Consider the following 25,002-nt stretch of genomic DNA (forward strand, 5'->3'; position numbering starts at 1 on the left):
ACCTGACGCCCTCGAGCAGCCGATCGAATCATCGAGAGGATGCCCTGCACGACTTCAGCAGATGATTGGCAGAAAATAAGAAGCAGATTTTCATCCCCTAGGTCTCAACTGAGGCGCATTTCAGGTCTTGAATGTTGTCTCAGTCAAGACAAGTGGACAATAAAAAACCGGGCTCGAGGGCCCGGCTCTTTTGAACACGTACAACCTTGAATCAGGTGGACGTCTGCATGCCCTGAATCAAGAAGTCGAAATAAGGAGACGCGAGCTTCACCTGCTGTTCCGACAACAACGACAGGGACGCTTCCTTCATGCACTTCATGGCTTCAACCATTCCGGGCATCGGAACACCGAGGCTGTTGTACATCTCGCGAGCACCCACCAGACCGATCTCCTGGATCATTTCAGTGCTGCCGGCCAGAACTCCGTAGGTGATCAAACGGAGGTACCAGCTGTAGTCGCGAAGGCACTGGGCCCGCTGGCGCTGACCGTAGGCATTGCCGCCAGGGGCGACGTACTCAGGTTTGCGACCAAACAATTGCTTGGCCGATTCGTCGACGATCTTTTTTTCGTTCTCGGTCAGAACCTTGACCACAGAAACGCGCATGGCGCCTTGGTCGAGGAAATCCACCATGGTGCGGAGTTCTCCGCTGGTGGGATACCGCAGATCGTCATCGGCCTGGAGGATGAGATCCCGGACAACGCTCATGGAACTGGGCAGGCTTTGTGGAGTTTAGTGGTCTCGACCCGTTCACCTGACCCATCACCGCCCGGGTGTTACGCCATTGCAATGGCAGGGAATCGAGAGCATGACCAAAGTCGAGAGCCCGAACAGCAGTGAACCGCGGCCCGGGCTCACAATCGAGCTCGAGGCTGTTGACCTAGATCGCGACGGCAAGGGTCTGGCCCGTTGGAACAACTGGGTGATCGTCGTTCCTGATCTCTTGCCGGGGGAGCGCGCCACGGTCCAGCTTCAGCAACGCCAGAAGTCGCGCTGGTTGAGCCGTCGGGTGGATCAGATCACGTTCTCCGCAGATCGGCGGCGCCCTCCCTGCATCCTTGCCGACGACTGCGGTGGTTGCACCCTGCAACGCCTGGATGACCACGCCCAAACCCGTTGGAAAGCCCAGCAGATTCAACAGACCATGCAGCGCATCGGGGGAATTGACGTTGCCCCTGAGCCCACGCTTGTTGATGCGGAACGTTGTTTCGGTTACCGCAACAGGGCTTTGATCCCGCTGAAGCGAGACCAGAACGGACGCTTGAAGGCCGGCTACTTCCGACCGAAGACCCACAAGATCGTCAACCTGAACCACTGCCCGGTGCTCGATCCACGCCTGGACGCGTTGGTGGAGCCTCTCAAGCAGGACCTGGATGCAGGGGGGTGGCCGGCCGACCATGACCTGCTCGAAGCCCAGGGGCTGCGCCATCTCGGCCTTCGTCTGGCCAGCGCCACCGGAGACGTGTTGATCACGCTGATCAGCAGCCACGCTCAACTTCGAGGCCTTGAGTACCTCGCACAGAGCTGGGTGGAGCGTTGGTCCGCGGTGAAAGGGGTCTGCCTCAACCTTCAACCCAAGGCCAACAACCTGGTGCTCGGTCGCACCACCCATTGCCTCGCCGGTGTTCCCACCATTGAGGAACAGTTCTGCGGCATCAAGCTCGCCCTCAGCAGCACCACCTTTGTTCAGGTGAATACGCCGCAAGCGGAACGGATCGTTCAACGCCTCACAGACTGGCTTTTGACTCAGTGCGCCGGCGCACGCGTGGTCGACGCCTATTGCGGCGTCGGAACCATTGCCCTGCCCCTGGCCAAGGCCGGTTTTGATGTTCAAGGTCTGGAACTCAACCCCGACTCGGTGGAGCAGGCCCGGCTTAATGCCATGCACAACGGTCTTTCCTCCCGCTGTGCCTTTGATGCCGGCGATGTGGCCGATCTTCTAGCTGCTCAGCTAGACGACTGTCAGGCGCTGGTGTTGGATCCCCCGCGCCGGGGGCTCGATCGACGCGTGGTGGACAGCATCCTTGAGCGGCCACCTGCCGTGCTGGCTTACCTCAGCTGTGACCCCGCCACGCAAGCAAGGGATCTCAAAGCACTGCTCGCCCCATCAGGCCCCTACGAGCTGGAGATGCTCAAGCCCGTGGACTTCTTCCCCCAGACAACGCACCTCGAATCGTTGGCGCTGCTGAAACGGATCAGCTCCTGAGCTCAGCCTGAAACTGCTTGCTCAAAGCGGCACGCACCTTGTCGTGAACAGGCTGAATTTTGTCGTCGGTGAGGGTTTCGTTCTTGCCGCGGTAGCGCAGACGGAATGCCTGGCTCACTTTGTTGTCGCCCAGCTGTTCGCCCTCAAAGCGATCCACCAGTTCCACCTGCTCCAGAAGGGGTTTGCCCGCCTTGCGGATGGCTTGGATCAGATCGGCAGCTGCACTGGATCGGTCGACGATGACGGCAAGGTCCCGCTCGCTGAAAGGCACGGTTGGGTAGGGCTTGAAGGCCGGCGTCCAACGGTTGCTGCGGGTAGCGGCATCCAGCAGTCGCGCAAGGTCGAGTTCGAACAGATATGTGGCTTCAGGAAGATCGAGCTCCTCCGCCAGGGCTGGGTGAAGCTGACCGAAACAACCCAAGGGGCATCCTTCCAACACCAGGGTGGCGGCACGACCCGGATGCAGTCGTGCGTCGTCCGTGAGGCGACGGTCAGACAGCTCCAGCTGCAGGGCCTCCATCACCCTGGTGAGAACGCCACGGGCCTGGAAATAGTCGGGCGCCTGCGGCTTGCCGCTGGTGGCCCAGGTGGAGAGGCGTCGATCTCCGCAGATCACGCCACCAAGAATGGCGGTCTGGCTGACGGCTTCCGGTGAACCGCTGTAGGTGTTGCCGATCTCGAAAACAGAGCAACCGCGCTGTGATGCCTTCAGATTGCGAACACAGATCTGCAGGTGCTCTTCCCAGAGGTTCGTGCGCAGATGGCTTGTGTCGGCCAACAACGGATTGCTGATGGCGATGCGCTGTTCCTGCTCCGAAGCCGGGACGAGAGACAGGGTGGTGACCTCCTGCAACCCTGTGGAACAGAACAGCTGCCGCAGGCGCCGTTCCGCCTGCTGGCGCGGGGTGAGGGCACCGGGCTCCAGCGGATCCGGCAGGTGAGCCTCAAACCGATCGAAGCCCACAAGACGCGCCACCTCCTCGATCAGATCAACTTCACGCTGAAGGTCTTGCCGTCTTGAGGGCGGTGCAATCACCTGCCAGCCCTGCTCATGGGCTGAGAGCTGGCAACCGAGGGCTGTCAGGCAGGTTTCGATGCTGGTGTCATCGAGATCCTCCGGGCCATCGGCAGCATGGAGGGGGCCAAGCAGTTGATGGAGGGCACAGCGTCTCAACAGCACCGGTTCCGCTTCTGCGGGACCGTTACCGCCCACCCAACGGCCGCTCTCAGAGCAGGAAAACTCCTGACTCAACAAGGCCAAAGCACGGGCCGAACAGGGCAGGGTCATTTCCACAGGCAACCCTTTTTCGAAACGGCTGCTGGCATCCGTGCGCAAGCCCAGGGCCCGGGCCGACTGACGAACCCGCGGCGGAGCAAACAGAGCGGATTCGAGCCAGATGTTCCGGGTACTGGCAGTCACCCCACTCTCGAGACTCCCCATCACACCAGCGACGGCGACAGGCCTGTCATGGCAGGTGACGACCTGAACACGGCTGTCGAGGGTGCGCTTCTGATCATCCAGACCCACGAAAATTTCCCCATCGCGAGCGGAACGGACGGCAAAACTCTTGGCGTCCACCGGTTGCCCGGTCAGTCGTTCCAGCGCATCGGCATCAAAGGCGTGGAGGGGCTGCCCCTGCTCCAGCATCACCAAATTGGTGACGTCAACCACCGCATTGACGCTGTTCACGCCACCATGCTCAAGGCGCTTCTGCAACCAGGTGGGTGAGGCCTTGGAGCCGTCCACACCCTCGATCCTGGTGATCGAGTAGAAGCAGCCATCCAGTTCTGCGTTCAGCGGCGTGGTGCTGGGATCCAGATCCAGCTCGGGCAGGCTCAAACTGCCACCGGTCAGGGCCGCCACCTCGCGGGCAATACCCACCATCGAGAGGCCGTCGGGGCGATTGGCGGTGATGGCCAGCTCCAGAACGGTGTCGTCGAGACCCAGCAGGGGCGCCACGGGCGTCCCGTTGGCCGGCAGCGACTCCCCAAGCTCATCCAGGATGGCGATGCCGTCGGACTGCTCCGTCAGGCCCAGCTCCGTCAGGGAGCAGATCATTCCGTTGCTGGCCACACCCCGCAATTCACCGGCTTTGATCGTCAAGCCAACGGCGGGGAGGGTGGCACCGACCATGGCCACCGGGACATGGATCCCGGCACGCACGTTGCTGGCACCACACACGATCTGGATGGGGTCCTGAGCTCCCACATCCACCGTGCAGACGCTGAGCTTGTCGGCATTGGGGTGTTTCTCCCGTTCCAGCACATGGCCAACCACCACGCCTTGGGCCCGGGCGCTGAGGTCATCAACGTCGTCCACCTCAAAGCCCGCCATCGAGAGGCGCTCGGAGAGATCGTCCACGGACTCATTCACCTGGACCAGCTGCTTCAGCCAGGAGATGGATACCCGCATCGGATCTAAGCCAGATAGCGCGCGATCTTAGGAAGTCCCCTCTGGGGGAGCTGCCCTGAACCTGTCGGGTCAGGGGGTAAGCTCGATGTTTGTCAATTCGCTTCGCACCTGCGGCGCAACGTCCTTTATGGCCAAGAACAAGGGCGTCCGGATCGTGATCACTCTCGAGTGCACCGAATGCCGGTCCAATCCCGCCAAGCGTTCACCCGGCGTGTCTCGCTACACGACGGAAAAGAACCGCCGGAACACCACCGAACGGCTGGAGATCAAAAAGTTCTGTCCCCACTGCAACAAGTCCACGCTCCACAAGGAGATCAAGTGACCTTGCAGGTCCGTCTTTCCTCCATCCGTTCCTGAGTCATGTCCAGCTCCTTTTTCAAGAAGCGTCTTTCGCCGATCAAGCCCGGTGATCCCATCGATTACAAGGATGTGGATCTTCTCAAGAAGTTCATCACCGAACGCGGCAAGATCCTTCCCCGTCGCCTCACCGGCCTTACCGCCAAGCAGCAGCGCGATCTCACCAACGCCGTCAAGCGTGCCCGCATCGTTGCCCTTCTGCCGTTCGTGAACCCCGAAGGTTGATCTTCGGGCGTTGAACAACTCAATCCAACCCGGAGACACCGTCGCGGTTGTTCTCAAGGGTTCCCCTCTTTTCGGCCGTCTTCTGTCCATCAAGGGCAGCAAGGCGGTTCTTTCTTTTGGTGGTCAACGTCGCGACCAGGGCCTGCCCCTACGCGATCTGATTGCCATCGATCCCGAGCATCTATTCGATGCCAGTGAACTGCCTGCCCCTGAGCAGGTGCAGGACAGCGCTCCATCAGCGCGGGCCGTCGTGGAGGCCTGGCAGCTGCTGGAAATGGATCAACCGGGGGGCATGGCTCGACTGAGCCTCTGCGAGCTGGGGGAGCTGGTACTGACCCCGTTCAACCTCGCTGGTCTAGCAGCGCTGTGGGCCTGGCTGCATGGGGACCAACAGTTGTTCCGCTGGCGTCGTGACCGTTTGATCCAGCCACTCTCCCGCGAAGAGAGGGCCAGCCTGCGGCGCCAACGCCGAGCTGAGCGGCAGGCGCAACAACATGAACAACGGCAGCTCGCGTTGCTGCGGGCAGAGCGAGCCCTCAGCGATGCTGAACGCCTGGAGCTGGACCCTGTTTGGGACGAGCGCTTCAGCCACTGGATTCAGTTGCTGAAAGACAATCCCGCTGCGGTTGGTACCGACCTGGATCTCCAGCAGTGGTCGGCAGCGTTGTCGATTGGTTCAGATGCCGCCGATCTGCGGCAGTGGTTGATCGTGCGTGGGTTGCTCGATCCCAATGAGCCCATTGGCCTGAGGGGCAGCGTCTGGTCCCGCTGTTTTCCCTCTGATCTGGTGGAGGAAGCGAATCGTCTTGTTGCTCTTTCGAATGAAGAGCGACCTGGGGATGAGCAGCGCATCGACCTCACTCACCTGGCCACCTACAGCCTGGACGATGCGGGCACTCGAGAAATTGATGACGCGCTCTCGCTGGAGCGTCGTGATGGCGTCGATTGGATCTGGATCCACATCGCTGATCCCAGCCGTCTGATCGACATTGACTCCCCCCTTGATCAGGAAGCCAGACGTCGAGCCACCAGTTTGTATCTGGCGGAGGGTGTGATGCCCATGCTGCCTCTGGAGCTGGCGGCCGGTCCCCTCAGTCTTCGGGCTGGACAGCGCTGTGCAGCCCTCAGTGTGGCCGTTCGCCTCGATGAGGATGGTGCTGTGGCGGAGCAACGGATTGCGCGCAGCTGGATCCGACCCCGCTATGGCCTCACCTACACCGATGGTGATGAGCTGATCGAGTTGGCACCCCCAGGGGATGAAGCCCTCTCGGATCTCTCGGGACTCCTGATGTTGCGCATGCGCTGGCGCCGTTCCAAAGGAGCCGTGATGTTTGACCGGCCTGAAGGACGCTTCCGCCGCAGCGATGGAGCCTTGACGCTGCAGGTGATTGACCCTTCACCCTCCCGCCTGATGGTGAGTGAAGCGATGCTGCTGATGGGAGCTGTTGTGGCCGGCTTTGGGCAAGAGCACAGCCTGCCGTTGCCCTTCCGCAGTCAGCCTGCGGCGAAGCTGCCCTCCAGCGATGAACTCGATCGAATCCCCGAGGGACCAGCCCGTGATGCGGCGGTCAAGCGCTGCTTGAGCCGAGGCGTGCAGGGCACGCGAGCCATGCCCCATTTCAGCCTCGGACTTGAGGCCTATGTGCAGGCAACGTCACCCATCCGTCGCTACGCCGATCTCGTCGCCCACCGCCAGATCATTGCCCAGCTTTCGGCGCTGGCACCGATGGATGAAGAGCGTCTGCGGGAAGTGATCGATGACCTCGATGATCCATTGCGCCAATCCATTCAGATCAGCCGTGAGGATCAGCGCCACTGGCAGCAGGTGTGGTTCGCCGAGCATCAGAACACCGTTTGGTCGGCCGTATTCCTGCGCTGGCTGCGTCCGCAGGATCGCTTGGCCCTGGTTCATGTGAGCGAGCTGGCCATGGATCTGGTCGGCTGTGTGTCTGCAGCCGACCCTGCTTCTGGTGATGCTCTTGAACTCAGGGTGGGGCGGGCTGACCCGGTACGCGGTGAGCTGCAGCTTCAGTTGGCTTGATCCAGAACCCCAGTGATCCGCACCCAGGGCCCCCAGGGATTCTTAATGCCGCGGAGGTTCAGGGTTCGGCCCGAATGATCCTCGTCGGATAGCCAGCGATGGATTGCCGGTTCAAGGGTGATCAGAGGCCAGATCCTTTCAACGGTTTCTAAGTGGTAGCCCTCATGAAGGTTGCCGGTGAGCACGCCACTGAGGCCAACCTCATGAGGCTGATTTGGCGCCTGGTTCACGCCAGGGGGAAGCAGCATGCTGGCCCTTGGGCCTGAAACGCGGCCCATGGCGTCCATGTGTTCAGGCTGAGCCAAGCCCTGCTCCTGTGCCTTAACCCAGTGCGGATGCCAGAGCGGCCAGTCCCAGATCGGGAGAACTGCTGCAGGGGCCTGCGGCTCGTGGATCAGGGCTGACTGGATGGCCTCAACTTGCAGATCAGCAGGGTCACAGCCCTGGCGAACCGCCATGGCCGCCGCCAGACCCGCCACCTGGCCCAGATTGAGGATCAAAGGCTGCAGGCGCGTGGCCCCATTGGCCATGTGGCTGACGCTGAAGCCTTTCTCGGCCATCACAAGGTTGGGGATTGAGTCTGTGATCAGGGCATCGAAGGGGATGCAGAAGGGCGTCCCGCTCCAACGTCCTCCCCAACGCACACTTTTTGGCGCGAGAGGCCAGTCCTCGCCCGGGTAGTGATGGTCATTGGCATAGGTGCCCACAGCGATGCTGGTGCAGCGACCCTGGGCATCGATGGGGAGCGGTCCCCGTAGGGCTTCTGTGGAGATCGGCAAGAGGTCGCGTTCCGTGACCGTTTTGCGACCCATCAGCCGCCGGCCTTCTCGCCAGTACGGCATCAACGCCAGGCTTGGATCGACTCCCGGGAAGGCGTTGCCGGCAGAGATCCAACCACCGCTGCATTTCTCCAGGGCCGCCAGGAAATCCTTGCTGTGCCGTTGCATCTCCTGGGCCAGCTCCGCACGAACCTCGCCATCAGCACTGAGGGCTCGATCGAGGCTGTTGTGCCAGTCGTTGCCCTCCAGGGGCCAATTGAGCATGACCAGGCCGCTGGGCAGACGGCCATAGGTGATGGTTTTCTCGAGGCCGAAGCTGGCGGTGCTCCGATCGAACGGAATCCGCGGGATCGCTGCGGCATGGCGCGGAGCGAGTTCCCCATGCAATTGGCCCATCACCACCCAGGTGGGTGACTGAATCGGTTGCTCTTGAAAAAATGCTTCGCTCTCAAGCCGGGATTGCTCGGGGGCGCTGGGTTCATCCCAGATCTCCTTCGCTTCCCACCCCCAGCGGAAGGGGGCGGACGACAGGGCAAGCAGATCACCCAGATCGCTGCCATCCACAAACACGTCGGCGGAAAAGCTTTCGACGCCATTGGCGCTGTGGATCTCCACAGACTGGAGGCGACCCTGCTGGCCGTGAACCTGTTCCAGCATGCAGTGGGGACGCCAGTCCAGCCTGGGCTCAGCCGCCACCCAGCGTTGCAGGATCCGTTCGGCTGTTTGCGGCCTGTATCCGAAACAACTCACCCAGTTGTGGTCGAGCCCGCTCGGCTCCTCCAACTCCAACTGGCGCAGAAAGGCGCCCCAGATCCCGGTTTGCCAACAGGTGAGTTCATGGCCATCCGGAGCACAGACTCCTGCCGAACTCACCATGCCCCCCAGCCAGGGGCCAGGGGTGAACAGTGTCGTGTCTGCTCCTGATCTTGCGCTCTGCAGCGCAGCAGCGACGCCGCCGCAGCCACCACCCCAGACCACCACGTCGCGGTGCGTCATGAGGAGGTCTGTTTGGCGTGGAGCGAGATGGGCATGCTCGTTAGAGTCTGTCGTCGCTGCGGTGCAGCGGAGTTCCAACTTTTCTGATGCCTTACACCCTTACGACTCCGCTCTATTACGTCAACGATCGTCCCCATCTGGGCAGCACTTACACGACCCTGGCCTGTGATGCCTTGGCTCGCTTTGAGCGGCTGCAGCTGGAGAAGGTGACCTTCGTGACCGGTGTTGATGAGCACGGCCAGAAGATTCAGCGCACGGCAGAACGTCATCAGTTGAGCCCCCAGGACCACTGCGACAAGGTCAGCAGCCGGTACCGCGATCTCTGGAATCAGTGGGGGATTTCTGACGATCGCTTTGTGCGCACCACCAACCCGCGCCATCTGGAATTGGTGGAACAGTTCTACGAACGGGTCAAGGCATCCGGCGACATCGTTATCGGTAAGCAGACCGGCTGGTACTGCGTCGATTGCGAGGAATACAAGGATGATCCGGCCGAAGCGGAGTCGCCCTCTTGTTCGATCCACCGCAAGCCTCTCGAGTGGCGCGATGAGGAGAACCTGTTCTTTCGGCTCTCCCGCTATCAATCTGCCATTGAGGAGTTGGTGGCGCGCGATGACTTCATCGCCCCTGCCAGCCGACGACAGGAAGTGCGCAACTTCGTCGCTCAAGGTCTGCGCGACTTCTCCATTTCACGGGTGAATGTGTCCTGGGGACTTCCGGTCCCCGACCATCCAGGCCACACCTTCTACGTCTGGTTTGATGCCCTACTGGGTTATCTCACAGCGCTTCTTGATGATGGGGAAGCGGTATCGCTCGATCGGCTCGCCTCCTGCGGTTGGCCCGCCTCCGTGCACGTGATCGGCAAGGACATCCTTCGCTTCCACGCTGTGTTCTGGCCTGCCATGTGCATGTCTGCAGGACTGCCGGTGCCGCAAAAGGTTTTCGGCCATGGCTTCCTCACCCGTGAGGGCCAGAAGATGGGCAAATCCCTCGGCAATGTGCTGGACCCCGAACTGTTGCTGGAGCGATGCGGCAGTGATGCCGTTCGTTGGTACCTCCTGCGCGACATCCAATTCGGAGACGACGGCGATTTCCAACAGCAACGCTTTGTGGATCTGGTCAACAACGATCTGGCCAACACCATCGGCAACCTGCTGAATCGCACCTCGTCGATGGCGCGCAAATGGTTCGATGACGGTGTTCCCCCGGCAGGAGCAGCCTCAAGTGCTGACCATCCCCTGGCCCTCAAGGCTGCGGAAACCGTCAGCACGGTGATGGAGGCGATGCCGCAGCTCGCGTTCAAGACTGCGTCCGAGTCGATCCTTCAGTTGGCCATTGCCGCTAACGGTCATCTCAATGACACGGCTCCCTGGAGTCGCATGAAGGAGCCCGGTCAAGAGCAGAGCGTGGCCGAGGATTTGTTTGCTGTGCTGGAAACCACCCGCATCGTTGGACTCCTGCTTGCCCCGCTCTTGCCCGACCTCAGCGAGCGGATCCTGTCTCAACTTGGGGAAAGCCTGGATCCAGACAACTGGTCGAAACAGCTGAATTGGGGCAGGCTGTGCAGCGGTTCCGCGCTGCCGAAGCCAACACCGGTGATGCAGCGGTTGGAACTGGATGAACCGCTCTGAACAAAGCATGCTGGGTCACTTGTCACGGTGTGGTCTGGCAGCAGCCCTTGTGGCGAGTGCATGGCTCACCGGTTGCACAACGCGGCGACCGATTGCGCTTGAACCCACGCCGTCCTTTGTCTTCCGGTCGCTGGATTTGAGCCAGCGGGCCGACGATGGCAACCGTGACTGGGATCTCACCAGCCCCGAGGCGCGTTACGACCTGAGCAGTCGAACCATCCGTGCACGACGTCCCGAGGGCGTTCTCTATCGGAATGATCAACCGCATTACAGGATCAGCGCCGATCTCGCCACGGTGTTGCGGGATGGAGAGCTCGTCGTTCTTGAAGGATCGGTTCAGCTGCGGCAGTTGAACCAACGGGGGCTGACGATTGAGGGAGACAATCTGATTTGGACGCCATCGCAGTCGCGAATGGTGATCAATCAACGGCCCAAGGCCAACGATGGTAAGGCGCAAATCCACCCACGCGAGCTGGTGTTCCAGCAGGACACCGAGTTGCTGCAGTTCAAGGGCCCAACCCAGCTGAACCGTGTTGATGGCAACAATGCTGCTTCCACAGTGGTGCGGGGTGGACGTGGAACCTGGAATCTGAAGAGCGGTTTGTTTCAAGCGCCTGGTCCGGTGCAGGCCATCCGCAGCGATGGCCGCACGCTCAGTGCTTCAGGACTGGATGGCAATATCCGCCAGGGTTACCTCGACCTACAACAACCGGTCACGCTGGTGCTGGAAAGCGACCGGGGTCGGATCACTGCCGGCCGGACGCGTTGGCTGTTTTCGGCGGAGCAACTTGAATCCGATCAACCCATTCAGGCTGAGTTGAAAAACAGCAAGGTGCAGGGGAGGGGGTTCAAGCTTGATCAGCGCACTGGCACCGTGATCATTGCCAATGATTGTCGCGTTGAGCAGACGTTGGAAACATTGACGGCCCAACGCTGCGCTTGGAACTGGCGGAGTGAACGGGTTGTTGCTGATGGCGATGTGGTTCTGCAGCGGACCGAACCGGAGCAGATCACGCGGGCTTCGCGCATGGAGGCCAAGATTTCGGACGATGGTGCGATCCGCTTCGGCCAAGCCGGAGCGAGGGTTGAATCGACGATCAAGCTGAGTCCGGCTGCACAGGAGAAGCCTCGCCGGCCGCAAGTGTCGTTCTGAGCCGCTGGGTCCAGCCCTCGATCCATCGCTCATCGGAGCGGGTGAAACAGCGAGGCGACCATCCCCCCACGATCACAGCTCCCTCCTTCCCCATCGGGCAAACAACGATGGCGGGAAGTGATGGCAGCATCGCGTCGAATTCCGCTCGGCCTGGAAAGAGCGTTGTGTTGACCAAGGAGATGGTTTGCTCACGCTCCATGGCCCGTTGGGTGATAGCTCCTGGCTCGAAAGCCTCCAGACTGATCAGGCCCCGACGCAGCACGACCTGATGGCGCCAGAACACGAGCACGGATGCAGCTGGCGTCGCCGTCAACAGCATGTGGCTGCCCCAGGCCAGCTCCTGTTGTTGGTTTTCGCTGAAGTGATCCGCCATCAAAAGTCCCTGTTCTCCCTGCAACGGAACTTTCTCTGCTGACTTGGGGTTCGCCCGTGTCCACAGCACAGCCACCAGCATCAGCCCCACCGCTGCCATCCCCGCCAGAACTTCGGCCCGTTGAAATTCCGGTGTCACGCTCTGCGCTACCCCTGCATTGGTCACGGTCAGACCCAGCAACAGAAGCGCACAGATCAGAACAGCTCGGGCGGGACCTGGCATCAACAGAGGGTGCTGTCAGAACGCAATCATCCTGCTCAAATACGGACATGTGCGTCTCTGCCATGACGACTCCCGAGGCTTTTGCTGCTGTTGCCCTTGCCGCTGTTGCCTGTGATGGAAGGTTGGGGCTGGATGAGGCCCATGCCCTGCGCCGTCAGCTGGAGAACCGATCCCTATACAGCGACAGCTCTGAGGCGGCCATGGGTGAATTGTTTGACCGCCTGCTGTTGCTGTTGCGAGAGCAGGGCGTTCAGGGCTTGATCACCTCCGCTTTGCCTCAGCTCAATCGAATTCAGCAGCAGTCCGCCCTGGCTGTGGCAGCGCATCTGGTGCATGCCGACCGCAAGATCACAGCGGAGGAAACCGATCTCCTCGACCAGCTCACCCGTCAGATGACTCTGCCCGACAACGAAGCCCGCATGGTTGTTGAGGCAATTGCAGCGTTGAACCGCGACATGCTGGACAGCTAACGGCAGACTGAGGCAGTCATGATGCTTGAAGGGATGCCCCGTTCCGCCCGACGCCTGTTGGCCAGCCTGCTCAGTTTCGGGGTCTGTCTTCTTCTCTGGGCCCCATCCAGTCTGGCGATCTCACCTGCTGCCCTGGGTGAAAGCCTGCCGGATGCGTTGGTGATCGACGATGCCGATGTGTTCAGCCGCGCCAGCCGTGGTGAATTGGAAGCGAAATTACGCAGCTTTGAAGATCAACGGGTCGATGCCCGCCTGATCACGCTTCGGCGTTTGGATTACGGCATCACCTTGAACAGCTTCGGTGAGGAACTCCTCGAGACGTGGAGCTCACCCAGCGGCAATCCCTTGCTGCTGATGTTGATCGAAGCCTCGAACAAGCGTTCCGCAGTGGTGGCCAATCAGGAGCTCGAGGCACAGCTTCCTCCCAGCCTGCTGAAGAGCACCGCCCGTACAACGATGACTGTGCCCCTGCGGGAGGGGGATCGTTATCGCCAGGCATCCGTTGATGGACTCACCCGACTTTCAACCGTTCTCTCGGGTGGCGAGGATCCCGGCCCTCCGAAGGAGATCGAACGGGTCACCCTGCCCACCAACATTCCCACCAAGGCGGAAACCGCTGAAAGCGATGCCACCAAGTGGGTGATCATCCTGTTGGTGCTTGGAACCATCATTCCGATGGCCACCTGGTGGGTGTTCTCGCGCTGATGACCCGACTGCGATGAGCCGCCGTAACTGGATCAGCCTTTTCAGCAACAGCCAAGCGATCGAGCTCTCCAGTGATCTTGAGCGTGGCTACGAGGCGGCTCTGCTCATCCAAAGCCTGGAGTTGGAGTACTACGGCGACCGGCAGATTCGGCCGGAGCTGAAGCTCTCCGTGCCGCGCTCTGTTCAGGCCACGATTCTTCGCCGCTTCAAAACCGCGCTGGCCATCTGCCGCAATACAGCAGCAACTCTCTCGAAACAACGGGGCCAACTGGATTCCCAGGAGTTGCGTCAACTGCAACTGATTGAATCCGTCGTGAGCCGCTATGGATCGCGACGATCCAGCAGTTCGCCCTCGATCAGCCGCTCACCGGATGCCCTCCCCCGATCGCTTCTGGGTGTCTTCGACAGCATTCGCCTCCAGTTGGATCCCTCAACGGAAGACAGCGTCGTGGCGGGGTATCGACGCCGGCGGGACAGCACGCTGATTTCCCTGAGGGTTCTGCTTCTTCTCGTTCTGGTTCCCTTGCTTGTTCAGCAGATTGCTGGCACCTATCTGATCTCGCCTGCAGTGAATCAGTTTTCCCCCGAACTCCCTTTCCTGAGCTACCCGAAGCCTCAGCTGGAAGAGAAGGCGGCTGAAAAACTTCGGCTCTACAAGCAAGAACTGGAATTCGATGCCTTCCTCAAGGGCGTGCAGCCCCTTGATGATGGTGCGTTGCGCGACAAGCTCACCGAAAAGGCGACTGACCTCAAGCACGATGCCGATGAGGAAAGTCTTAAGGCGATCAAGAATGTGTTTGCGGATCTGGCGGGCCTGATCGCTTTCGCCGTGGTGTGTTTTCTGAGCCGCGATGAACTGCGTGTTCTGCGTGGATTTGTTGATGAGGCGGTTTACGGGCTGAGTGATTCCGCCAAGGCCTTCGCCATCATCCTGTTCACCGACATCTTCGTCGGATACCACAGCCCGGAAGGTTGGCAGGTCTTGCTCGAAGGGATTGCCGAGCATTTCGGGCTTCCCTCCAGCCAAAGTTTCGTCAACCTCTTCATCGCGACATTCCCGGTGGTGTTGGCGACGATCTTCAAGTATTGGATTTTCAGGTACCTCAACCGTGTGTCTCCGTCTTCCGTCGCGACGCTGAAGGGAATGAATGGCAGTGGTTGACCCCTCCCCCACAGTGGAGCCCCCCGTTCCCGGCCAGACCAGCCGGCTGATCCTGGTGAGTGGGCCAACCCGCAGTGGCAAGAGCCGCTGGGCTGAGCACCTGTTGAAACATCACCCTGTTGTCACCTACATCGCCACGGCGGCCGCCCGGCCGGATGACCGTGATTGGCAAAAGCGTTTGGAGGCCCACCGGCAGCGTCGGCCCGACCATTGGAGCGTTTCTGAATGTGGTGCAGAGCTGGTGAGCGTGATCAACGGCCTGGCTCCTGGGCAATCTGTTCTGATTGATGCCCTCGGTGGCTTTGTTGCCCACCACCTCGACCTCACTGCACAGGAGTGGGATCAGCTCTGTGAACAGCTGATCGCCTCGATCAGGGCATCGCACTGCACGTTTGTTCTGGTGATCGAAGAGACAGGCTGGGGCGTAGTTCCCCCAACACGCATCGGAGGCTTGTTCCGTGATCGTCTCGGAACCCTCGCGCAGGCACTTGACCCCGTTGCTGACGCAGCCTGGCTCATTCTCCAGGGTCGTGCACTTGATCTTCATGCCCTTGGCCAGGTGGTGCCATGAGTGAGATCGCCCCCCTGCGGATTGCCCTGTTCGAACCTCAGATCCCTCCGAACACCGGTAACGTCGCCCGTACCTCTGCGGCATTCAGGGTGCCATTGACCCTGATTGAACCCCTCGGCTTCAAGGTGGATGATCGGAGCGTTCGTCGTGCCGGACTTGATTACTGGCCCCACGTTCAGCTTTCCATCGCTTCGAACTTTGCCGAGTTTCAAGCTGAGCTTCGTCCTGAGCAGAGGTTGATCGGCTGCAGTCGTCGTGGTGGTTCATCGCTCTCCTCGTTCACGTTTCAACGGGGAGATGTTCTTCTCTTCGGCCGGGAAGATACGGGGTTACCGGAACCGGTTCGCGAAGCCTGCGACAGCATCCTCACGATCCCCATGCCTGGAGCTGCTGATGACGCAGGCCAGGGAGGTGTTCGCAGCCTCAATCTTTCCGTGGCGTGCGCCCTGGTGACCTACGTGGCTGGTCAACAGTTGCGGTTGTGGTGATCCCACCACTGCTCCAAACCCCCTTGCGCCGGGATGTTCGGCTCGTTACCTTCAGCGCGTCTCAGTGGTTTCATGCGCGCAACGCTTGCTCTGGCAGCTGCTGTAACCCCTGTTCTGTCCCTGGGTCTTTGGAGTTCTCTGCCCGGGATTGCCGATAACGCCACTTTTGATCTTGCCGAGCTGCCCCCTCTCCCAGCTCTCTCCCCGAACAATCCCGTTGCTGTTGTCAGCAAAGTCGATTCCAGCAGTCAGGTCTGGTTCCAAGTTGTTCGTGCCACGTCCCTGCGCCGTTATGCCCAGCTGTTGAAGCTCAATCGTGCGGAGCTGGCCTCGTTGAACAACGTGCCAAGCTCCCACGTTTTTGAAAAAGAGAGTTGGCTTTCCCTGCCGGACTCTGCACGGGTTGTTGCCGTGACGTTGTCGTCACTCAACCGCTCCAGTGAACGTCAGACGCTTCCGTTGGTTGCCCCACCTCCGCTTCGCGCAACCGCCAAAATCAAGACAGGAGACTCTCTGGCGTCATTCCTCAAGCGCCACGGCGTGACGCAACAGCAGCTGTTGAGCTGGAATCCAGGCCTTCAGCTCAGTGCTTTGACGATTGGCCAGGAATTGCAGATCGCTGAAGCCACTTCGGGTCAGTCACTCCTGGCTGTACGCCCCCTCAAAAGTGGAAGCGCTGCATGGCCTGATCGCCCCCTGTCGTCTTCAGCCGATCAGCCCGACAGCCTGAAGCCGCCGATTGTTGGTTACCAGTGGCCCACCAAGGGGGTTTTTACCTCCGGTTATGGGTGGCGCTGGGGACGTATGCACAAAGGCATTGATATCGCCAACAACACTGGCACGCCTGTTGTTGCGGCCCGTGATGGGATCGTTTCATTTTCCGGCTGGAGAGGTGCCTACGGCTATCTGGTTGAAATCGCCCACAGTGATGGTGAATTCACGCGTTATGCGCACAACAGCCGTCTTTTGGTCAAAAAAGGGCAGATTGTTCCCCGTGGGTCTCGCATTTCACTGATGGGAAGCACCGGACGTAGCACCGGACCTCACCTTCACTTTGAAATCCGTCGGGCCGGTGGCGCTGCTCTCAATCCCCTGAACAAACTACCGGCACGCAAGGCTTGAATCAGGCATGCCCGAACCCAACGAGGGTTCCAACAAACTGACCAACAGCATGAATCAATGAATGTCAGAGGGGAGACTTGAACTCCCGACCTCAGGGTTATGAATCCTGTGCTCTAACCAGCTGAGCTACTCTGACGCAGGCCCTTCAGGCCAGTGCCCATCATACATCTCAGGGGTTCTGGCTCAGCGCATGTCGATGGCATTGAGGCGATCGCGGAAGGATTTCGGTTGATCGTCCTTGGTGAGTGGGGTTGCCGTCTCAACAACAGGTGTTGGAGCTGGAGCTGGGGCAGGCTCGATGCTCCGCGTTGCCGTTGAACGTCGGGTTGCGCCGCGATTCCCGCCCAGAGTCTTCAGCTGGCCAGTGCGCTGGTCTCGATCCAGGGGTTTCTTGCGCAGATCGCCCTTCAGCTGGTTCAGCAGACGGAAATGTCCGGTGGAACTGAACTTGCGCAGGAGCGCAGGATCCCAGCTCGTGAGTTGGTCAGTCATTGCCTGAGTTTATGGCGACGGATGGCTAGGGTCGTGATAGGTTCAATCCTGAAACTGGAAGTCGAATCGACTACGTGTTAAGTCGTTTGCGGCCTTCAGCTCACTCATTCACCTCCCGAACATGACCGACACCGGTTGCTTGCGTGTGGGCCAGCAGGCCCCTGATTTCACAGCCACCGCTGTGGTGGACCAGGAGTTCAAGGAAGTCACCCTGTCCCAGTACCGGGGCAAGTACGTGGTGCTGTTCTTCTACCCGTTGGATTTCACCTTCGTTTGTCCTACTGAGATCACGGCCTTCAGCGACCGCTACGCCGATTTCTCCAGCAAGAACACCGAGGTTCTCGGCGTTTCCGTGGACAGCCAGTTCAGCCACCTGGCCTGGATCCAGACCCCTCGCAATCAGGGTGGCCTGGGCGATATCAACTATCCCCTCGTTGCTGACCTGAAGAAGGAAATCTCCACGGCCTACAACGTTCTCGACGAGGCTGAGGGTGTTGCCCTGCGTGGTCTGTTCATCATCGACCCTGACGGTGTGATCATGCACGCCACCATCAACAACCTGCCTGTGGGACGGAACGTTGATGAAACCCTGCGCGTTCTGCAGGCCTTCCAGTACGTGCAGTCGAACCCCGACGAGGTTTGCCCTGCCAACTGGACTCCTGGCGAAAAGACCATGAAGCCTGACCCCAAGGGTTCCAAGGAGTACTTCTCCGCCATCGGCTGATCGTTCGATCAACCCGATTCGTCATTTCGTTTTGCCCTTCCCGTCAAACGGGTGGGGCTTTTTTCATGAGTTGATCCAAAGCAAGATTGAGGTCGCGGTCCATGGCAACCAATCGGCCGTCACTCACAACAATCCTGGCCAGAGAAGGCAGCCCCACCTTCTTGGTGCGCAGATACACCGGTTCCACATAGAGAAGTCCGGAGCCCACGGGAAGCACAAGAAGATTTCCCTGCAGGAGTTCCAGATCTTCCTGATCCCATAGACCGAACTGCTCGCTCACATCTGGATCCTGATGGATCAGAGCTTGAACCTGTTCCGGCCCGGGAATGTATTTGTCTTTGGGAAAGTCGATCAGTTTCAGTTCACCGTAGTGATCGCCATCATTCCGAGCCACTAACCACGCCGTGAGATTTGGCCTTGATAAAGGGGTCAGGGGTTGGAGCAGCAGAAATTCAGAGTTGTCGTTGCTTTGAAGCTGAGCCGTGATGTGATACGGAGCAACATCAACTTTACGGCCGCCGTAGATCTCGCTTGGCACCTGCCAAACATCATCACCGTTGTAGAAAATTCTGGGATTCGAAACGTGGTATCGCTTCAATTGGTTGACCTGGGCATTGAAGAAGTCCTCAGGAACTCTGCGGTGATCAAGAAAAGGCTTTGGCATTGCCTCCATCGGCTCCATCAAGCCTGGAAAAGCCTGAGCCCAGGCCATCACGATTGGATCCTCAGGCTCCGAGATGAAAAACCGAATGCTGCCGTTATAAGCATCAACGATAGCCTTCACTGAGTTTCTTAAATAGCGATCGGGATCATCTGCTGATACCGCTGCGCTGTAGGGCAGGGTTGAACTGTGGGTGTAACCCTCGACAACCCAATACTGATGTTGGCTGCGTTGTTCTGAAGTTGCCTTGGTGGTGTTGGAGCTGTCTTGCTCAGGGTTTGGAATGGAGATCAGGTAGGGCTCACCACGAAAATCAATGAAGGGAGCGATGGCCTTAACCCGACTGCGCACATCACGCCGGATCAAAAGTTTGGAATCAGCATTGATCGTTGTGGTGATCAGCAATCGAGGGTCACGCAGATAAACAGCTGCTGCGAATCGCTGAAGCCAGGATCCAATCGGTACTCCGCCAGAACCCTGATAATGCGTCATCATATTGATGTCGCCTTCGGGGTAGTCGAATTCTTCAATCTGCGTTGGAGCGATGGCATAGGGCGAAGGAAGCATCCCGTAATAGATCGCTGCATCACCAACGGGGATTGCCTTCTGCACCTCCGTACGTTCGATACCCAGTTCAGGATTTCCCTCAATGACTGTTTCTGGGCCAAGACCTTTAATGAAATATGAGGGAAGGCCATCACTGCTTCTGTCATTCACCGGACTGACGGTGAATCCATAGCCGTGGGTGAAGATGAAGTGACGGTTCTGCCAGGTTTTGGATTGACGCGGTAACGCGGATTGATCCAATTCGCGGGCCGAGAGGATCACTTGCTGCGATGAATCGCTTTTTTCATTCAGCGGGTAGCGATCAACAGCTGCATTGGAAAACCGGTAATACACCCTCAATTGCTGGAGTTGCCGGTTGGCTTCCAGCAGAGGGCTGCTGTCCCAGAGACGCACATTTTCGAGCGTGCTAACACCTTGCTCGCGATCAGCGGCGCTGAACCTTGTCGGGTCGACGACCTGACTCTTGATCTGATCCAACTGGAAGCCCCATTGCGTGGCCTCAATGGCGTTGTTCAGATAGCGCTCTTGCAGTGCAAATTCCCTTGGCCGCACCACCAGCCAGCGCGTTAACGGAGTTGCCACTGTTTCCAACACCACAAGAGACACCAAGACCAGTGCAAGGCCCTGACGGAGGCGTCGCCGGCACGGGACAAGCAGTGCACATGCGATCAGCACCAGCAGCAGTGTTGCGAAGCCGCGCAACGGAAGGGTCATGTGGGCCTGGAGCCAGCCCGCCCCTGCCACAAGGCCGTGTTGGGTCCACAGCAGCTGATGCCTCGATAACCACACCTGCCCCGCCGCTCCGAACAGGAGAAGCGCCGAAAGCAACCTGACCAGTTGGATCTGTCGCGAACAGAAGACTGGACTGGCCCAGTCAGAAATCGATTTTGAGCTCGCCAGCACCCGCCAGAGCTCAAAGGCGAGGGTGAACGCGGCAGCCAATAGCAGCAGGTCCAGGGCCAGATGCAATCCGGCAAAACGCCCCAAGCCGAAGCTGAGATCCGCTCCCAGCAAGGGGTCTCTCGTTGATTCATCGGGAATCCATAGCGCCAGCGACCAGATGCCCCACGCCCGGCTGACGACAGCCACCAGCGAACCCGCCACGATCCGTGCCAGCCACAGCCTCAACCGCGGCCAGGCCATCGCAAGCCCTATCGCCCCTGCCTGAACGAGTCCTGCAGCTGAGCTGATGCGGTGCTGGAGACCCGCATCAGGCTGCCATTCCCCCAGCTGAAACGGATCGTGGATGGCCAACGCCAACAGATCCAGCGTGAGCAAGGCACTGATCAGCACAGCACCACCACTGATCAACAGCGTGAATCCAAAGGACCATCCGGTCAGGCTGATCGCCTTGGATGAACTCGAGCTGTGTTGCCTGAATTGCCTTGACCAGGCCTGGGCTGTCAGCAGCGGCAGCATCGCCACACCCGCGAAGAGAAGCTGCAGAAGCCAGCGCTTGAGGAGAACGTCGCTCCAGGCGAACTGATCGAACCAGAGCCACTCGATCTGCATCCGGGCTGCAACAACAACCAGCGGTAGCAGAAGGAGGAGGCGTCTCATGGGAGGCCAGCGATGTCTCTGAATCGATCACCGTTGATCGTTTCCTCGGCAATCAAAACGTCCACCAGTTGATCCATCAACTCACGGCGGGGCTCCAGGAGGGCGATGGCCTGCGCCAGGGCACTCTTGGCGAGCTGGCGGATTTGAGCGTCAATGGCCTGGCCAGTGGATTCGGCGTATCCCGGCCGTTGGTTGAACCAATCGCGCCCCAGAAAAACCTCCGTACCCGGACCCTCGAGGGCCATCGGTCCGAGGCTGGAAAAGCCAAAGCGGGTCACCATCTCCCGTGCGAGTTGCGCCACCATCTGGAGATCTCCACTGGCTCCCTGGGTGATCTCGAGCGACCCGAAAACCACTTGCTCAGCTGCTCGTCCCCCCAGGGCCACCACCAGATCAGCGAGGCAGGAGGAGCGGGTGATCAACCCGGAATCAAGCACCTCCTCGTCAGGCATGAAGCGGGTGTAACCACCGGCCCCTCCCCGGGGAAGAATCGTGACCTTGTCCACCGCGTTGGCCGCTGGAAGAAGACTGGCCACCAGGGCATGACCCACCTCGTGATAGGCGATGAGCCGTTTTTTGGCGCTGTCCTGCAAGGGACGATTGCTCAGCCCCATGGTGATCCGCTCCAAGGCCCCCTCCAGCTGGAACTGGCCGATTCGGAGCATGTTCTGGCGGGCCGTGAGGATGGCCGCTTCGTTGAGCAGATTGGCGAGGTCAGCCCCGGAAAAACCCGGCGTGCGGCTCGCCCAATCCGACAGCGAGATCGCGTCGTCGAGGGGGCGAGTTCTCGCATGAACGGCGAGAATTGCCTCGCGGCCTCGGCGATCGGGAAGGCCCACATCTATGCGCCGGTCAAAGCGTCCTGGACGCAACAGTGCGGCGTCGAGCACGTCGGCACGGTTTGTGGCCGCCAGCAGAATCACGCCGGAGTTCTCCTCAAAGCCGTCCATCTCCGTCAGGAGTTGGTTGAGGGTCTGCTCCCGTTCATCGTTGCCGCCACCGATACCAGCACCCCGCTGGCGACCCACAGCATCGATTTCGTCAATGAAAACGATGCAGGGGGACTTTTCCTTGGCTTGGCGGAACAAATCGCGAACCCTGCTCGCACCAACACCAACGAACAGCTCAACAAACTCAGAGGCCGCGATGGAGAAGAACGGCACGCCCGCCTCGCCTGCAATCGCCTTGGCAAGAAGCGTTTTCCCTGTTCCAGGGGGGCCGACCAGCAGCACTCCCCGCGGAATCTTGGCGCCCAGACGGATGAAGGCCTCGGGTTGCTTGAGAAAGGTGACCACCTCCTCAAGTTCCAGCCGCGCATCGTTGATGCCGGCAACATCCTCAAAACGAAGCTGTAGGTCTTCCTGGGGTTTCAACCGAGGCTGACTGCGCCCAAACCCAAGAGCTCTGTTCGCCATTTGAGCTGAACGCTTCAACAGAAACGACAGGCCGACCACCACCAGCAGAACCAACATCAGGGTTCCCGCCAGTTCGCGTCCTGCTTGTTCGCGGCGGATGTCAACAACCGTCAGGGGCGTGCCGGAGCTTTCAGCGGCCCGAAGGATTTGGTTGTCGTTGGCGAAAACAGGAACGGTGACCCGTCGGCCATCGTTGTATTGGACTCTTACCTCCCGACGACCGGGCACAAGATCCAACTGTTTAATCTCTTTCGCATCGATCTCTCTCAGCAGGGTGGAGTAACTCACCGTGTCCTGCTTCGTCCAAAAACCCTGAATCGAAGAAGGTTGAGCCTTCTGAGGGGCCGCGGAACCACTGGAGTCGTCCGAACCTGGTGCCACGTCTTCATTGCGCTGCACGGAGCCTAGCGATTTGACGCAAGGGGGTTCCAAACGAGACAATCTCGGTTTGGAAATTCACCAGGCGCAATGGCCGTCCCGAAGAAGAAAACATCCAAGGCCAAGCGCAACCAGCGCAGCGCCACCTGGAAGGCCAAGGCAGCCGTTGCCGCCCAGCGCGCCATGTCCATCGGCAAGTCTGTGCTGAGTGGCCGCGCCCAGGGTTTTGTTTATCCGGTGAGTGAGTCCGAAGACGGCGAATCCTGAGTCGAACTCGGGAGGTGGATCCTCCGGAGAGTTCTATCCGGATCCACCTCCACAACAACATCCGCTCGCATGGTGTGAAAACTGCTCGATGGCAGCGAGCAGAGAATCATGCGGATGAAACGATCCAAGTCGGCATTCGACAGAGACGCACCGCGTTCCGCTTCAAGGGAGGCTTCCTGTTGGCGCTTCCATCGCCAAGGCGCGTTGAAGTCGGTTGCTCGCAGTTGCCAGAGTTGATCGAAACACCTCCAGGTGGGTTCGTAGTGGGCGAGCACGGGTTGCAGCTTCAGGCGCCACTCCAACTCCTGCGCCGTTAGGGGGCTCTCGAGATGGGGCTCATCCGCAGTTGCGTCGCCATTTGGGCTGCAGCCCACAAACCAACCCTCAAAAATCAGCAGGTCGGCATCGCAACGGCGCCAACCGCTTCGATCTCCTCGGCCATGGCGTTTGGCTTTGTCGAAGCAGGGCATCAGAACGTTCTCACCCTGTCGCCATGTCTGAAGACACTCCTGCAGGAGCTCCAGGTCATGGCTGCCAGGAAGCGCACGCGGCACACCCCAGGGGTTGCCCTGCATCGCCGCATCAAGCCGTTCGGCCTCGAAATAAAAGTCATCGAGCGAAACCACCTGGATCGAGAGGTGAAGTGCCCGTGCGGCAGCTTCAATCCACTGCCCCAGGGTGGTTTTCCCGCAACCTGGCAAAGCACTGAATCCGAGCAGTCGGCGTTGTCCCTGCCATTGCTGGCCCAGGTTCAGAAGCGGCAGACCAACAGACCAGAGCCAATCCGGTGTCGCCTGAGGATGCCAGTGATCGATGGCGACCCGATGCCACCCAGAGTTGCGCTGCAGTGCAGACCAACTCGGAAGGTCGCCCAACTCGAGATGCTGCAGCAACTGCTGCTGATCCTTGCTGGGGATGACGCGTTGGCCCTCAGGATCCAACTTTGAACGCCTCCAGAACAACGGCGTAAACGAATCCAAGCCGGAGGTTGTCCAGCCAGGCAAGACGACGGCGCCCAAGAACCATCAATTCACAGGCGATGAGGGCATAGAACGCTGTGTAGGTCCTGAGTTCAACGGCATCCAGGATGTAGACGGGAAGGTTGCTGCCGATGAAAAATCCGAACAGCAGCAGCAGCAACGAAGCGCTGCGACGCCACCAGGGGCCAGACCAGGACCGCCGTATCCCAGCGCCCCACGCGTTCTGAAGCCCCGCCAGACGTGTGCGCTGGATTGAGCTCATCGATCCGGCACCGACAGCAGGGACTCCAGATACTTCAGCGTTACTGCCCCCTCCTGGCAAGAGGCACCGAAAAGCACGGATGCTGGCTGTCCAGGGTCCCCCAGGTGATTCAACACCGCAGCAGCCTCGCCTCCGGATTCACGCAGAGCATCGGCATCCCAGGGGGAAGGGGTCAGCAGACAACGCAGACCTGCGGCTCTTGCCGCCGAAAGACCTGCCGCAGAGTCTTCGATGGCAAGGCTGGCAGCACTGTTGGCCCCACTGCGTTCGAGAGCGAGTCGGTAGCCGTCCGGTGCTGGCTTTCCCGAAGCAACGTCATCCGATGTCACCACCCCATCGAAGCTGGGGATTTGCTTCTGGATCTGTTCCAGCAGAGCCATCACCGAGGCCGATCCGCTGGAGGTGACGATCCACTGCTGCACGCCGGCCCTATTCAACTCCTGCAAGAGCCTCTTCACTCCGGGACGGAGATGCACATGTCCTTGGCGGACCCGTTCCAGGTAATGGACGCGTTTGCGATCACGCACCTGGTCCAGTTGGTTCTGGCTGAGATGCACCCCACATGTTTCAGCGTGGAGTTTCACCCTGCGCAGCCCACCAGGAATCGCCAGCAGCCTGTTGTAGAGCTCTTCATCCCAAACAAAGGGGAGATCCAGTTCCTGGAAGGCCATGTTGAAGGCCGGTCGATGACCGTCCATTTCCGTGTCGGCCAAGGTGCCATCCACATCCCAGAAGACCGCTGAAAGCCTGTTCACCTTGAGGAGCAGCAACGGCACAATGCTGG

General features: G+C 59.8%; 24 protein-coding genes and 1 tRNA gene. 14 read left to right on the forward strand and 11 right to left on the reverse strand.

Going from position 1 to position 25,002, the window contains the following annotated elements; all coding sequences use genetic code 11:
• Window positions 1–211: 211 nt before the first annotated feature.
• The gene (apcD, locus tag SynTAK9802_RS06120) at window positions 212–706 is read right to left on the reverse strand and encodes an allophycocyanin subunit alpha-B (protein ID WP_186493203.1); all 495 of its coding nucleotides are present in this window, start codon (window positions 704–706) and stop codon (window positions 212–214) included.
• Between the two features lie 100 nt (window positions 707–806).
• On the opposite strand from apcD, the gene rlmD reads away from it, so the two are divergent.
• A complete protein-coding gene (rlmD, locus tag SynTAK9802_RS06125) occupies window positions 807–2,204 on the forward strand; it encodes a 23S rRNA (uracil(1939)-C(5))-methyltransferase RlmD (RefSeq protein ID WP_186497838.1) in 1,398 nt (465 codons plus the stop codon).
• Here the strand turns inward: rlmD and pheT are convergent.
• Entirely contained in the window at window positions 2,194–4,617 is a 2,424-nt protein-coding gene (gene pheT / locus SynTAK9802_RS06130; RefSeq protein WP_186497840.1) for a phenylalanine--tRNA ligase subunit beta, read from the reverse strand. The two genes, rlmD and pheT, sit on opposite strands and share 11 nt — an antisense overlap.
• 127 nt (window positions 4,618–4,744) lie before the next feature.
• On the opposite strand from pheT, the gene rpmG reads away from it, so the two are divergent.
• From rpmG to SynTAK9802_RS06145, 3 genes are read left to right on the forward strand one after another with little or no spacing between them, the layout of a single operon-like run.
• Entirely contained in the window at window positions 4,745–4,939 is a 195-nt protein-coding gene (gene rpmG, locus SynTAK9802_RS06135) for a 50S ribosomal protein L33 (RefSeq protein WP_006851071.1), read from the forward strand.
• 38 nt (window positions 4,940–4,977) lie between these two features.
• Window positions 4,978–5,199 carry a 30S ribosomal protein S18 gene (gene rpsR / locus SynTAK9802_RS06140; protein ID WP_006041316.1) on the forward strand — a complete coding sequence of 74 codons (222 nt, stop codon included), beginning with the start codon at window positions 4,978–4,980 and terminating at the stop codon, window positions 5,197–5,199.
• A gap of 10 nt (window positions 5,200–5,209) precedes the next feature.
• On the forward strand, window positions 5,210–7,240 hold the full coding sequence (locus SynTAK9802_RS06145) for a ribonuclease catalytic domain-containing protein (RefSeq protein WP_186497842.1): 2,031 nt from the start codon (window positions 5,210–5,212) through the stop codon (window positions 7,238–7,240).
• Here SynTAK9802_RS06145 and SynTAK9802_RS06150 read toward each other — a convergent pair.
• Complete coding sequence (locus SynTAK9802_RS06150) at window positions 7,228–9,015, reverse strand: FAD-dependent oxidoreductase (protein WP_186497844.1); 1,788 nt, start codon at window positions 9,013–9,015, stop codon at window positions 7,228–7,230. The genes SynTAK9802_RS06145 and SynTAK9802_RS06150 overlap by 13 nt on opposite strands.
• Before the next feature lie 86 nt (window positions 9,016–9,101).
• On the opposite strand from SynTAK9802_RS06150, the gene metG reads away from it, so the two are divergent.
• Both metG and lptC read left to right on the forward strand, forming a co-directional pair.
• Window positions 9,102–10,646 carry a methionine--tRNA ligase gene (metG, locus tag SynTAK9802_RS06155; RefSeq protein ID WP_186497846.1) on the forward strand — a complete coding sequence of 515 codons (1,545 nt, stop codon included), beginning with the start codon at window positions 9,102–9,104 and terminating at the stop codon, window positions 10,644–10,646.
• Window positions 10,633–11,799 (forward strand): LPS export ABC transporter periplasmic protein LptC, encoded by a 1,167-nt coding sequence (lptC, locus tag SynTAK9802_RS06160; RefSeq protein WP_186497848.1) that lies wholly within the window; start codon window positions 10,633–10,635, stop codon window positions 11,797–11,799. Before metG ends, lptC begins: the two co-directional genes overlap by 14 nt.
• Here lptC and SynTAK9802_RS06165 read toward each other — a convergent pair.
• On the reverse strand, window positions 11,744–12,394 hold the full coding sequence (locus SynTAK9802_RS06165) for a cofactor assembly of complex C subunit B (protein WP_186497850.1): 651 nt from the start codon (window positions 12,392–12,394) through the stop codon (window positions 11,744–11,746). The two genes, lptC and SynTAK9802_RS06165, sit on opposite strands and share 56 nt — an antisense overlap.
• Window positions 12,395–12,441: 47 nt before the next feature.
• Between SynTAK9802_RS06165 and SynTAK9802_RS06170 the strand changes: the two genes are divergently transcribed.
• From SynTAK9802_RS06170 to SynTAK9802_RS06195, 6 genes are all read left to right on the forward strand, one after another.
• Window positions 12,442–12,864, forward strand: a complete 423-nt coding sequence (locus SynTAK9802_RS06170) for a tellurite resistance TerB family protein (protein WP_255487888.1) — start codon at window positions 12,442–12,444, stop codon at window positions 12,862–12,864.
• A gap of 33 nt (window positions 12,865–12,897) precedes the next feature.
• Complete coding sequence (psb32, locus tag SynTAK9802_RS06175; protein ID WP_186497852.1) at window positions 12,898–13,569, forward strand: photosystem II repair protein Psb32; 672 nt, start codon at window positions 12,898–12,900, stop codon at window positions 13,567–13,569.
• A 13-nt stretch (window positions 13,570–13,582) separates the two neighbouring features.
• On the forward strand, window positions 13,583–14,731 hold the full coding sequence (pxcA, locus tag SynTAK9802_RS06180; RefSeq protein ID WP_186497854.1) for a proton extrusion protein PcxA: 1,149 nt from the start codon (window positions 13,583–13,585) through the stop codon (window positions 14,729–14,731).
• Window positions 14,718–15,302, forward strand: coding sequence for a bifunctional adenosylcobinamide kinase/adenosylcobinamide-phosphate guanylyltransferase (cobU, locus tag SynTAK9802_RS06185; RefSeq protein ID WP_186497856.1), 585 nt, complete (start codon window positions 14,718–14,720; stop codon window positions 15,300–15,302). Before pxcA ends, cobU begins: the two co-directional genes overlap by 14 nt.
• Window positions 15,299–15,790: a tRNA (cytidine(34)-2'-O)-methyltransferase gene (locus SynTAK9802_RS06190; RefSeq protein ID WP_186497857.1), complete on the forward strand. Its 492-nt coding sequence runs from the start codon at window positions 15,299–15,301 to the stop codon at window positions 15,788–15,790. The genes cobU and SynTAK9802_RS06190 overlap by 4 nt, the downstream gene beginning before the upstream one ends.
• A 72-nt stretch (window positions 15,791–15,862) precedes the next feature.
• Window positions 15,863–16,912: a M23 family metallopeptidase gene (locus tag SynTAK9802_RS06195; protein WP_186497858.1), complete on the forward strand. Its 1,050-nt coding sequence runs from the start codon at window positions 15,863–15,865 to the stop codon at window positions 16,910–16,912.
• 62 nt (window positions 16,913–16,974) lie between these two features.
• Here the strand turns inward: SynTAK9802_RS06195 and SynTAK9802_RS06200 are convergent.
• Window positions 16,975–17,048 (reverse strand) — tRNA-Met (locus tag SynTAK9802_RS06200).
• Window positions 17,049–17,095: 47 nt separating this feature from the next.
• A complete protein-coding gene (locus SynTAK9802_RS06205) occupies window positions 17,096–17,404 on the reverse strand; it encodes a hypothetical protein (protein ID WP_186497859.1) in 309 nt (102 codons plus the stop codon).
• 121 nt (window positions 17,405–17,525) lie between these two features.
• Here SynTAK9802_RS06205 and SynTAK9802_RS06210 point away from each other — a divergent pair, with 121 nt between their 5' ends.
• Window positions 17,526–18,128: a peroxiredoxin gene (locus SynTAK9802_RS06210; protein WP_114989138.1), complete on the forward strand. Its 603-nt coding sequence runs from the start codon at window positions 17,526–17,528 to the stop codon at window positions 18,126–18,128.
• Between the two features lie 43 nt (window positions 18,129–18,171).
• Here the strand turns inward: SynTAK9802_RS06210 and SynTAK9802_RS06215 are convergent, their stop codons facing one another.
• Together SynTAK9802_RS06215 and ftsH are read right to left on the reverse strand one after the other, a co-directional pair.
• Window positions 18,172–20,916 carry a UPF0182 family protein gene (locus tag SynTAK9802_RS06215; protein WP_186497860.1) on the reverse strand — a complete coding sequence of 915 codons (2,745 nt, stop codon included), beginning with the start codon at window positions 20,914–20,916 and terminating at the stop codon, window positions 18,172–18,174.
• Complete coding sequence (gene ftsH, locus SynTAK9802_RS06220; RefSeq protein WP_186497861.1) at window positions 20,913–22,712, reverse strand: ATP-dependent zinc metalloprotease FtsH; 1,800 nt, start codon at window positions 22,710–22,712, stop codon at window positions 20,913–20,915. The genes SynTAK9802_RS06215 and ftsH overlap by 4 nt, the downstream gene beginning before the upstream one ends.
• 87 nt (window positions 22,713–22,799) lie before the next feature.
• Here ftsH and rpmF point away from each other — a divergent pair, with 87 nt between their 5' ends.
• Entirely contained in the window at window positions 22,800–22,976 is a 177-nt protein-coding gene (gene rpmF / locus SynTAK9802_RS06225) for a 50S ribosomal protein L32 (protein WP_006851068.1), read from the forward strand.
• Here the strand turns inward: rpmF and SynTAK9802_RS06230 are convergent.
• From SynTAK9802_RS06230 to SynTAK9802_RS06240, 3 genes are read right to left on the reverse strand one after another with little or no spacing between them, the layout of a single operon-like run.
• Window positions 22,940–23,917: a phosphoribulokinase gene (locus tag SynTAK9802_RS06230; RefSeq protein ID WP_186497862.1), complete on the reverse strand. Its 978-nt coding sequence runs from the start codon at window positions 23,915–23,917 to the stop codon at window positions 22,940–22,942. The genes rpmF and SynTAK9802_RS06230 overlap by 37 nt on opposite strands.
• Entirely contained in the window at window positions 23,907–24,218 is a 312-nt protein-coding gene (locus SynTAK9802_RS06235; protein WP_186497864.1) for a DUF565 domain-containing protein, read from the reverse strand. Before SynTAK9802_RS06235 ends, SynTAK9802_RS06230 begins: the two co-directional genes overlap by 11 nt.
• Window positions 24,215–24,994: an HAD-IA family hydrolase gene (locus tag SynTAK9802_RS06240; protein ID WP_186497866.1), complete on the reverse strand. Its 780-nt coding sequence runs from the start codon at window positions 24,992–24,994 to the stop codon at window positions 24,215–24,217. The genes SynTAK9802_RS06235 and SynTAK9802_RS06240 overlap by 4 nt, the downstream gene beginning before the upstream one ends.
• Window positions 24,995–25,002: the final 8 nt, after the last annotated feature.

The organism is Synechococcus sp. TAK9802, assembly GCF_014279535.1.
Taxonomy (GTDB): Bacteria; Cyanobacteriota; Cyanobacteriia; order PCC-6307; family Cyanobiaceae; genus Parasynechococcus.

What these genes read in the sequence shown, in the direction of transcription:
- apcD (WP_186493203.1), bottom strand. Translation starts at nt 706, where the DNA reads ATGAGCGTTGTCCGGGATCTCATCCTCCAGGCCGATGACGATCTGCGG.
- rlmD (WP_186497838.1), top strand. Translation starts at nt 807, where the DNA reads ATGACCAAAGTCGAGAGCCCGAACAGCAGTGAACCGCGGCCCGGGCTC.
- pheT (WP_186497840.1), bottom strand. Translation starts at nt 4,617, where the DNA reads ATGCGGGTATCCATCTCCTGGCTGAAGCAGCTGGTCCAGGTGAATGAG.
- rpmG (WP_006851071.1), top strand. Translation starts at nt 4,745, where the DNA reads ATGGCCAAGAACAAGGGCGTCCGGATCGTGATCACTCTCGAGTGCACC.
- rpsR (WP_006041316.1), top strand. Translation starts at nt 4,978, where the DNA reads ATGTCCAGCTCCTTTTTCAAGAAGCGTCTTTCGCCGATCAAGCCCGGT.
- SynTAK9802_RS06150 (WP_186497844.1), bottom strand. Translation starts at nt 9,015, where the DNA reads ATGACGCACCGCGACGTGGTGGTCTGGGGTGGTGGCTGCGGCGGCGTC.
- metG (WP_186497846.1), top strand. Translation starts at nt 9,102, where the DNA reads ATGCCTTACACCCTTACGACTCCGCTCTATTACGTCAACGATCGTCCC.
- lptC (WP_186497848.1), top strand. Translation starts at nt 10,633, where the DNA reads ATGAACCGCTCTGAACAAAGCATGCTGGGTCACTTGTCACGGTGTGGT.
- SynTAK9802_RS06165 (WP_186497850.1), bottom strand. Translation starts at nt 12,394, where the DNA reads ATGCCAGGTCCCGCCCGAGCTGTTCTGATCTGTGCGCTTCTGTTGCTG.
- SynTAK9802_RS06170 (WP_255487888.1), top strand. Translation starts at nt 12,442, where the DNA reads ATGTGCGTCTCTGCCATGACGACTCCCGAGGCTTTTGCTGCTGTTGCC.
- psb32 (WP_186497852.1), top strand. Translation starts at nt 12,898, where the DNA reads ATGCCCCGTTCCGCCCGACGCCTGTTGGCCAGCCTGCTCAGTTTCGGG.
- pxcA (WP_186497854.1), top strand. Translation starts at nt 13,583, where the DNA reads ATGAGCCGCCGTAACTGGATCAGCCTTTTCAGCAACAGCCAAGCGATC.
- cobU (WP_186497856.1), top strand. Translation starts at nt 14,718, where the DNA reads ATGGCAGTGGTTGACCCCTCCCCCACAGTGGAGCCCCCCGTTCCCGGC.
- SynTAK9802_RS06190 (WP_186497857.1), top strand. Translation starts at nt 15,299, where the DNA reads ATGAGTGAGATCGCCCCCCTGCGGATTGCCCTGTTCGAACCTCAGATC.
- SynTAK9802_RS06195 (WP_186497858.1), top strand. Translation starts at nt 15,863, where the DNA reads ATGCGCGCAACGCTTGCTCTGGCAGCTGCTGTAACCCCTGTTCTGTCC.
- SynTAK9802_RS06205 (WP_186497859.1), bottom strand. Translation starts at nt 17,404, where the DNA reads ATGACTGACCAACTCACGAGCTGGGATCCTGCGCTCCTGCGCAAGTTC.
- SynTAK9802_RS06210 (WP_114989138.1), top strand. Translation starts at nt 17,526, where the DNA reads ATGACCGACACCGGTTGCTTGCGTGTGGGCCAGCAGGCCCCTGATTTC.
- SynTAK9802_RS06215 (WP_186497860.1), bottom strand. Translation starts at nt 20,916, where the DNA reads ATGAGACGCCTCCTCCTTCTGCTACCGCTGGTTGTTGTTGCAGCCCGG.
- rpmF (WP_006851068.1), top strand. Translation starts at nt 22,800, where the DNA reads ATGGCCGTCCCGAAGAAGAAAACATCCAAGGCCAAGCGCAACCAGCGC.
- SynTAK9802_RS06235 (WP_186497864.1), bottom strand. Translation starts at nt 24,218, where the DNA reads ATGAGCTCAATCCAGCGCACACGTCTGGCGGGGCTTCAGAACGCGTGG.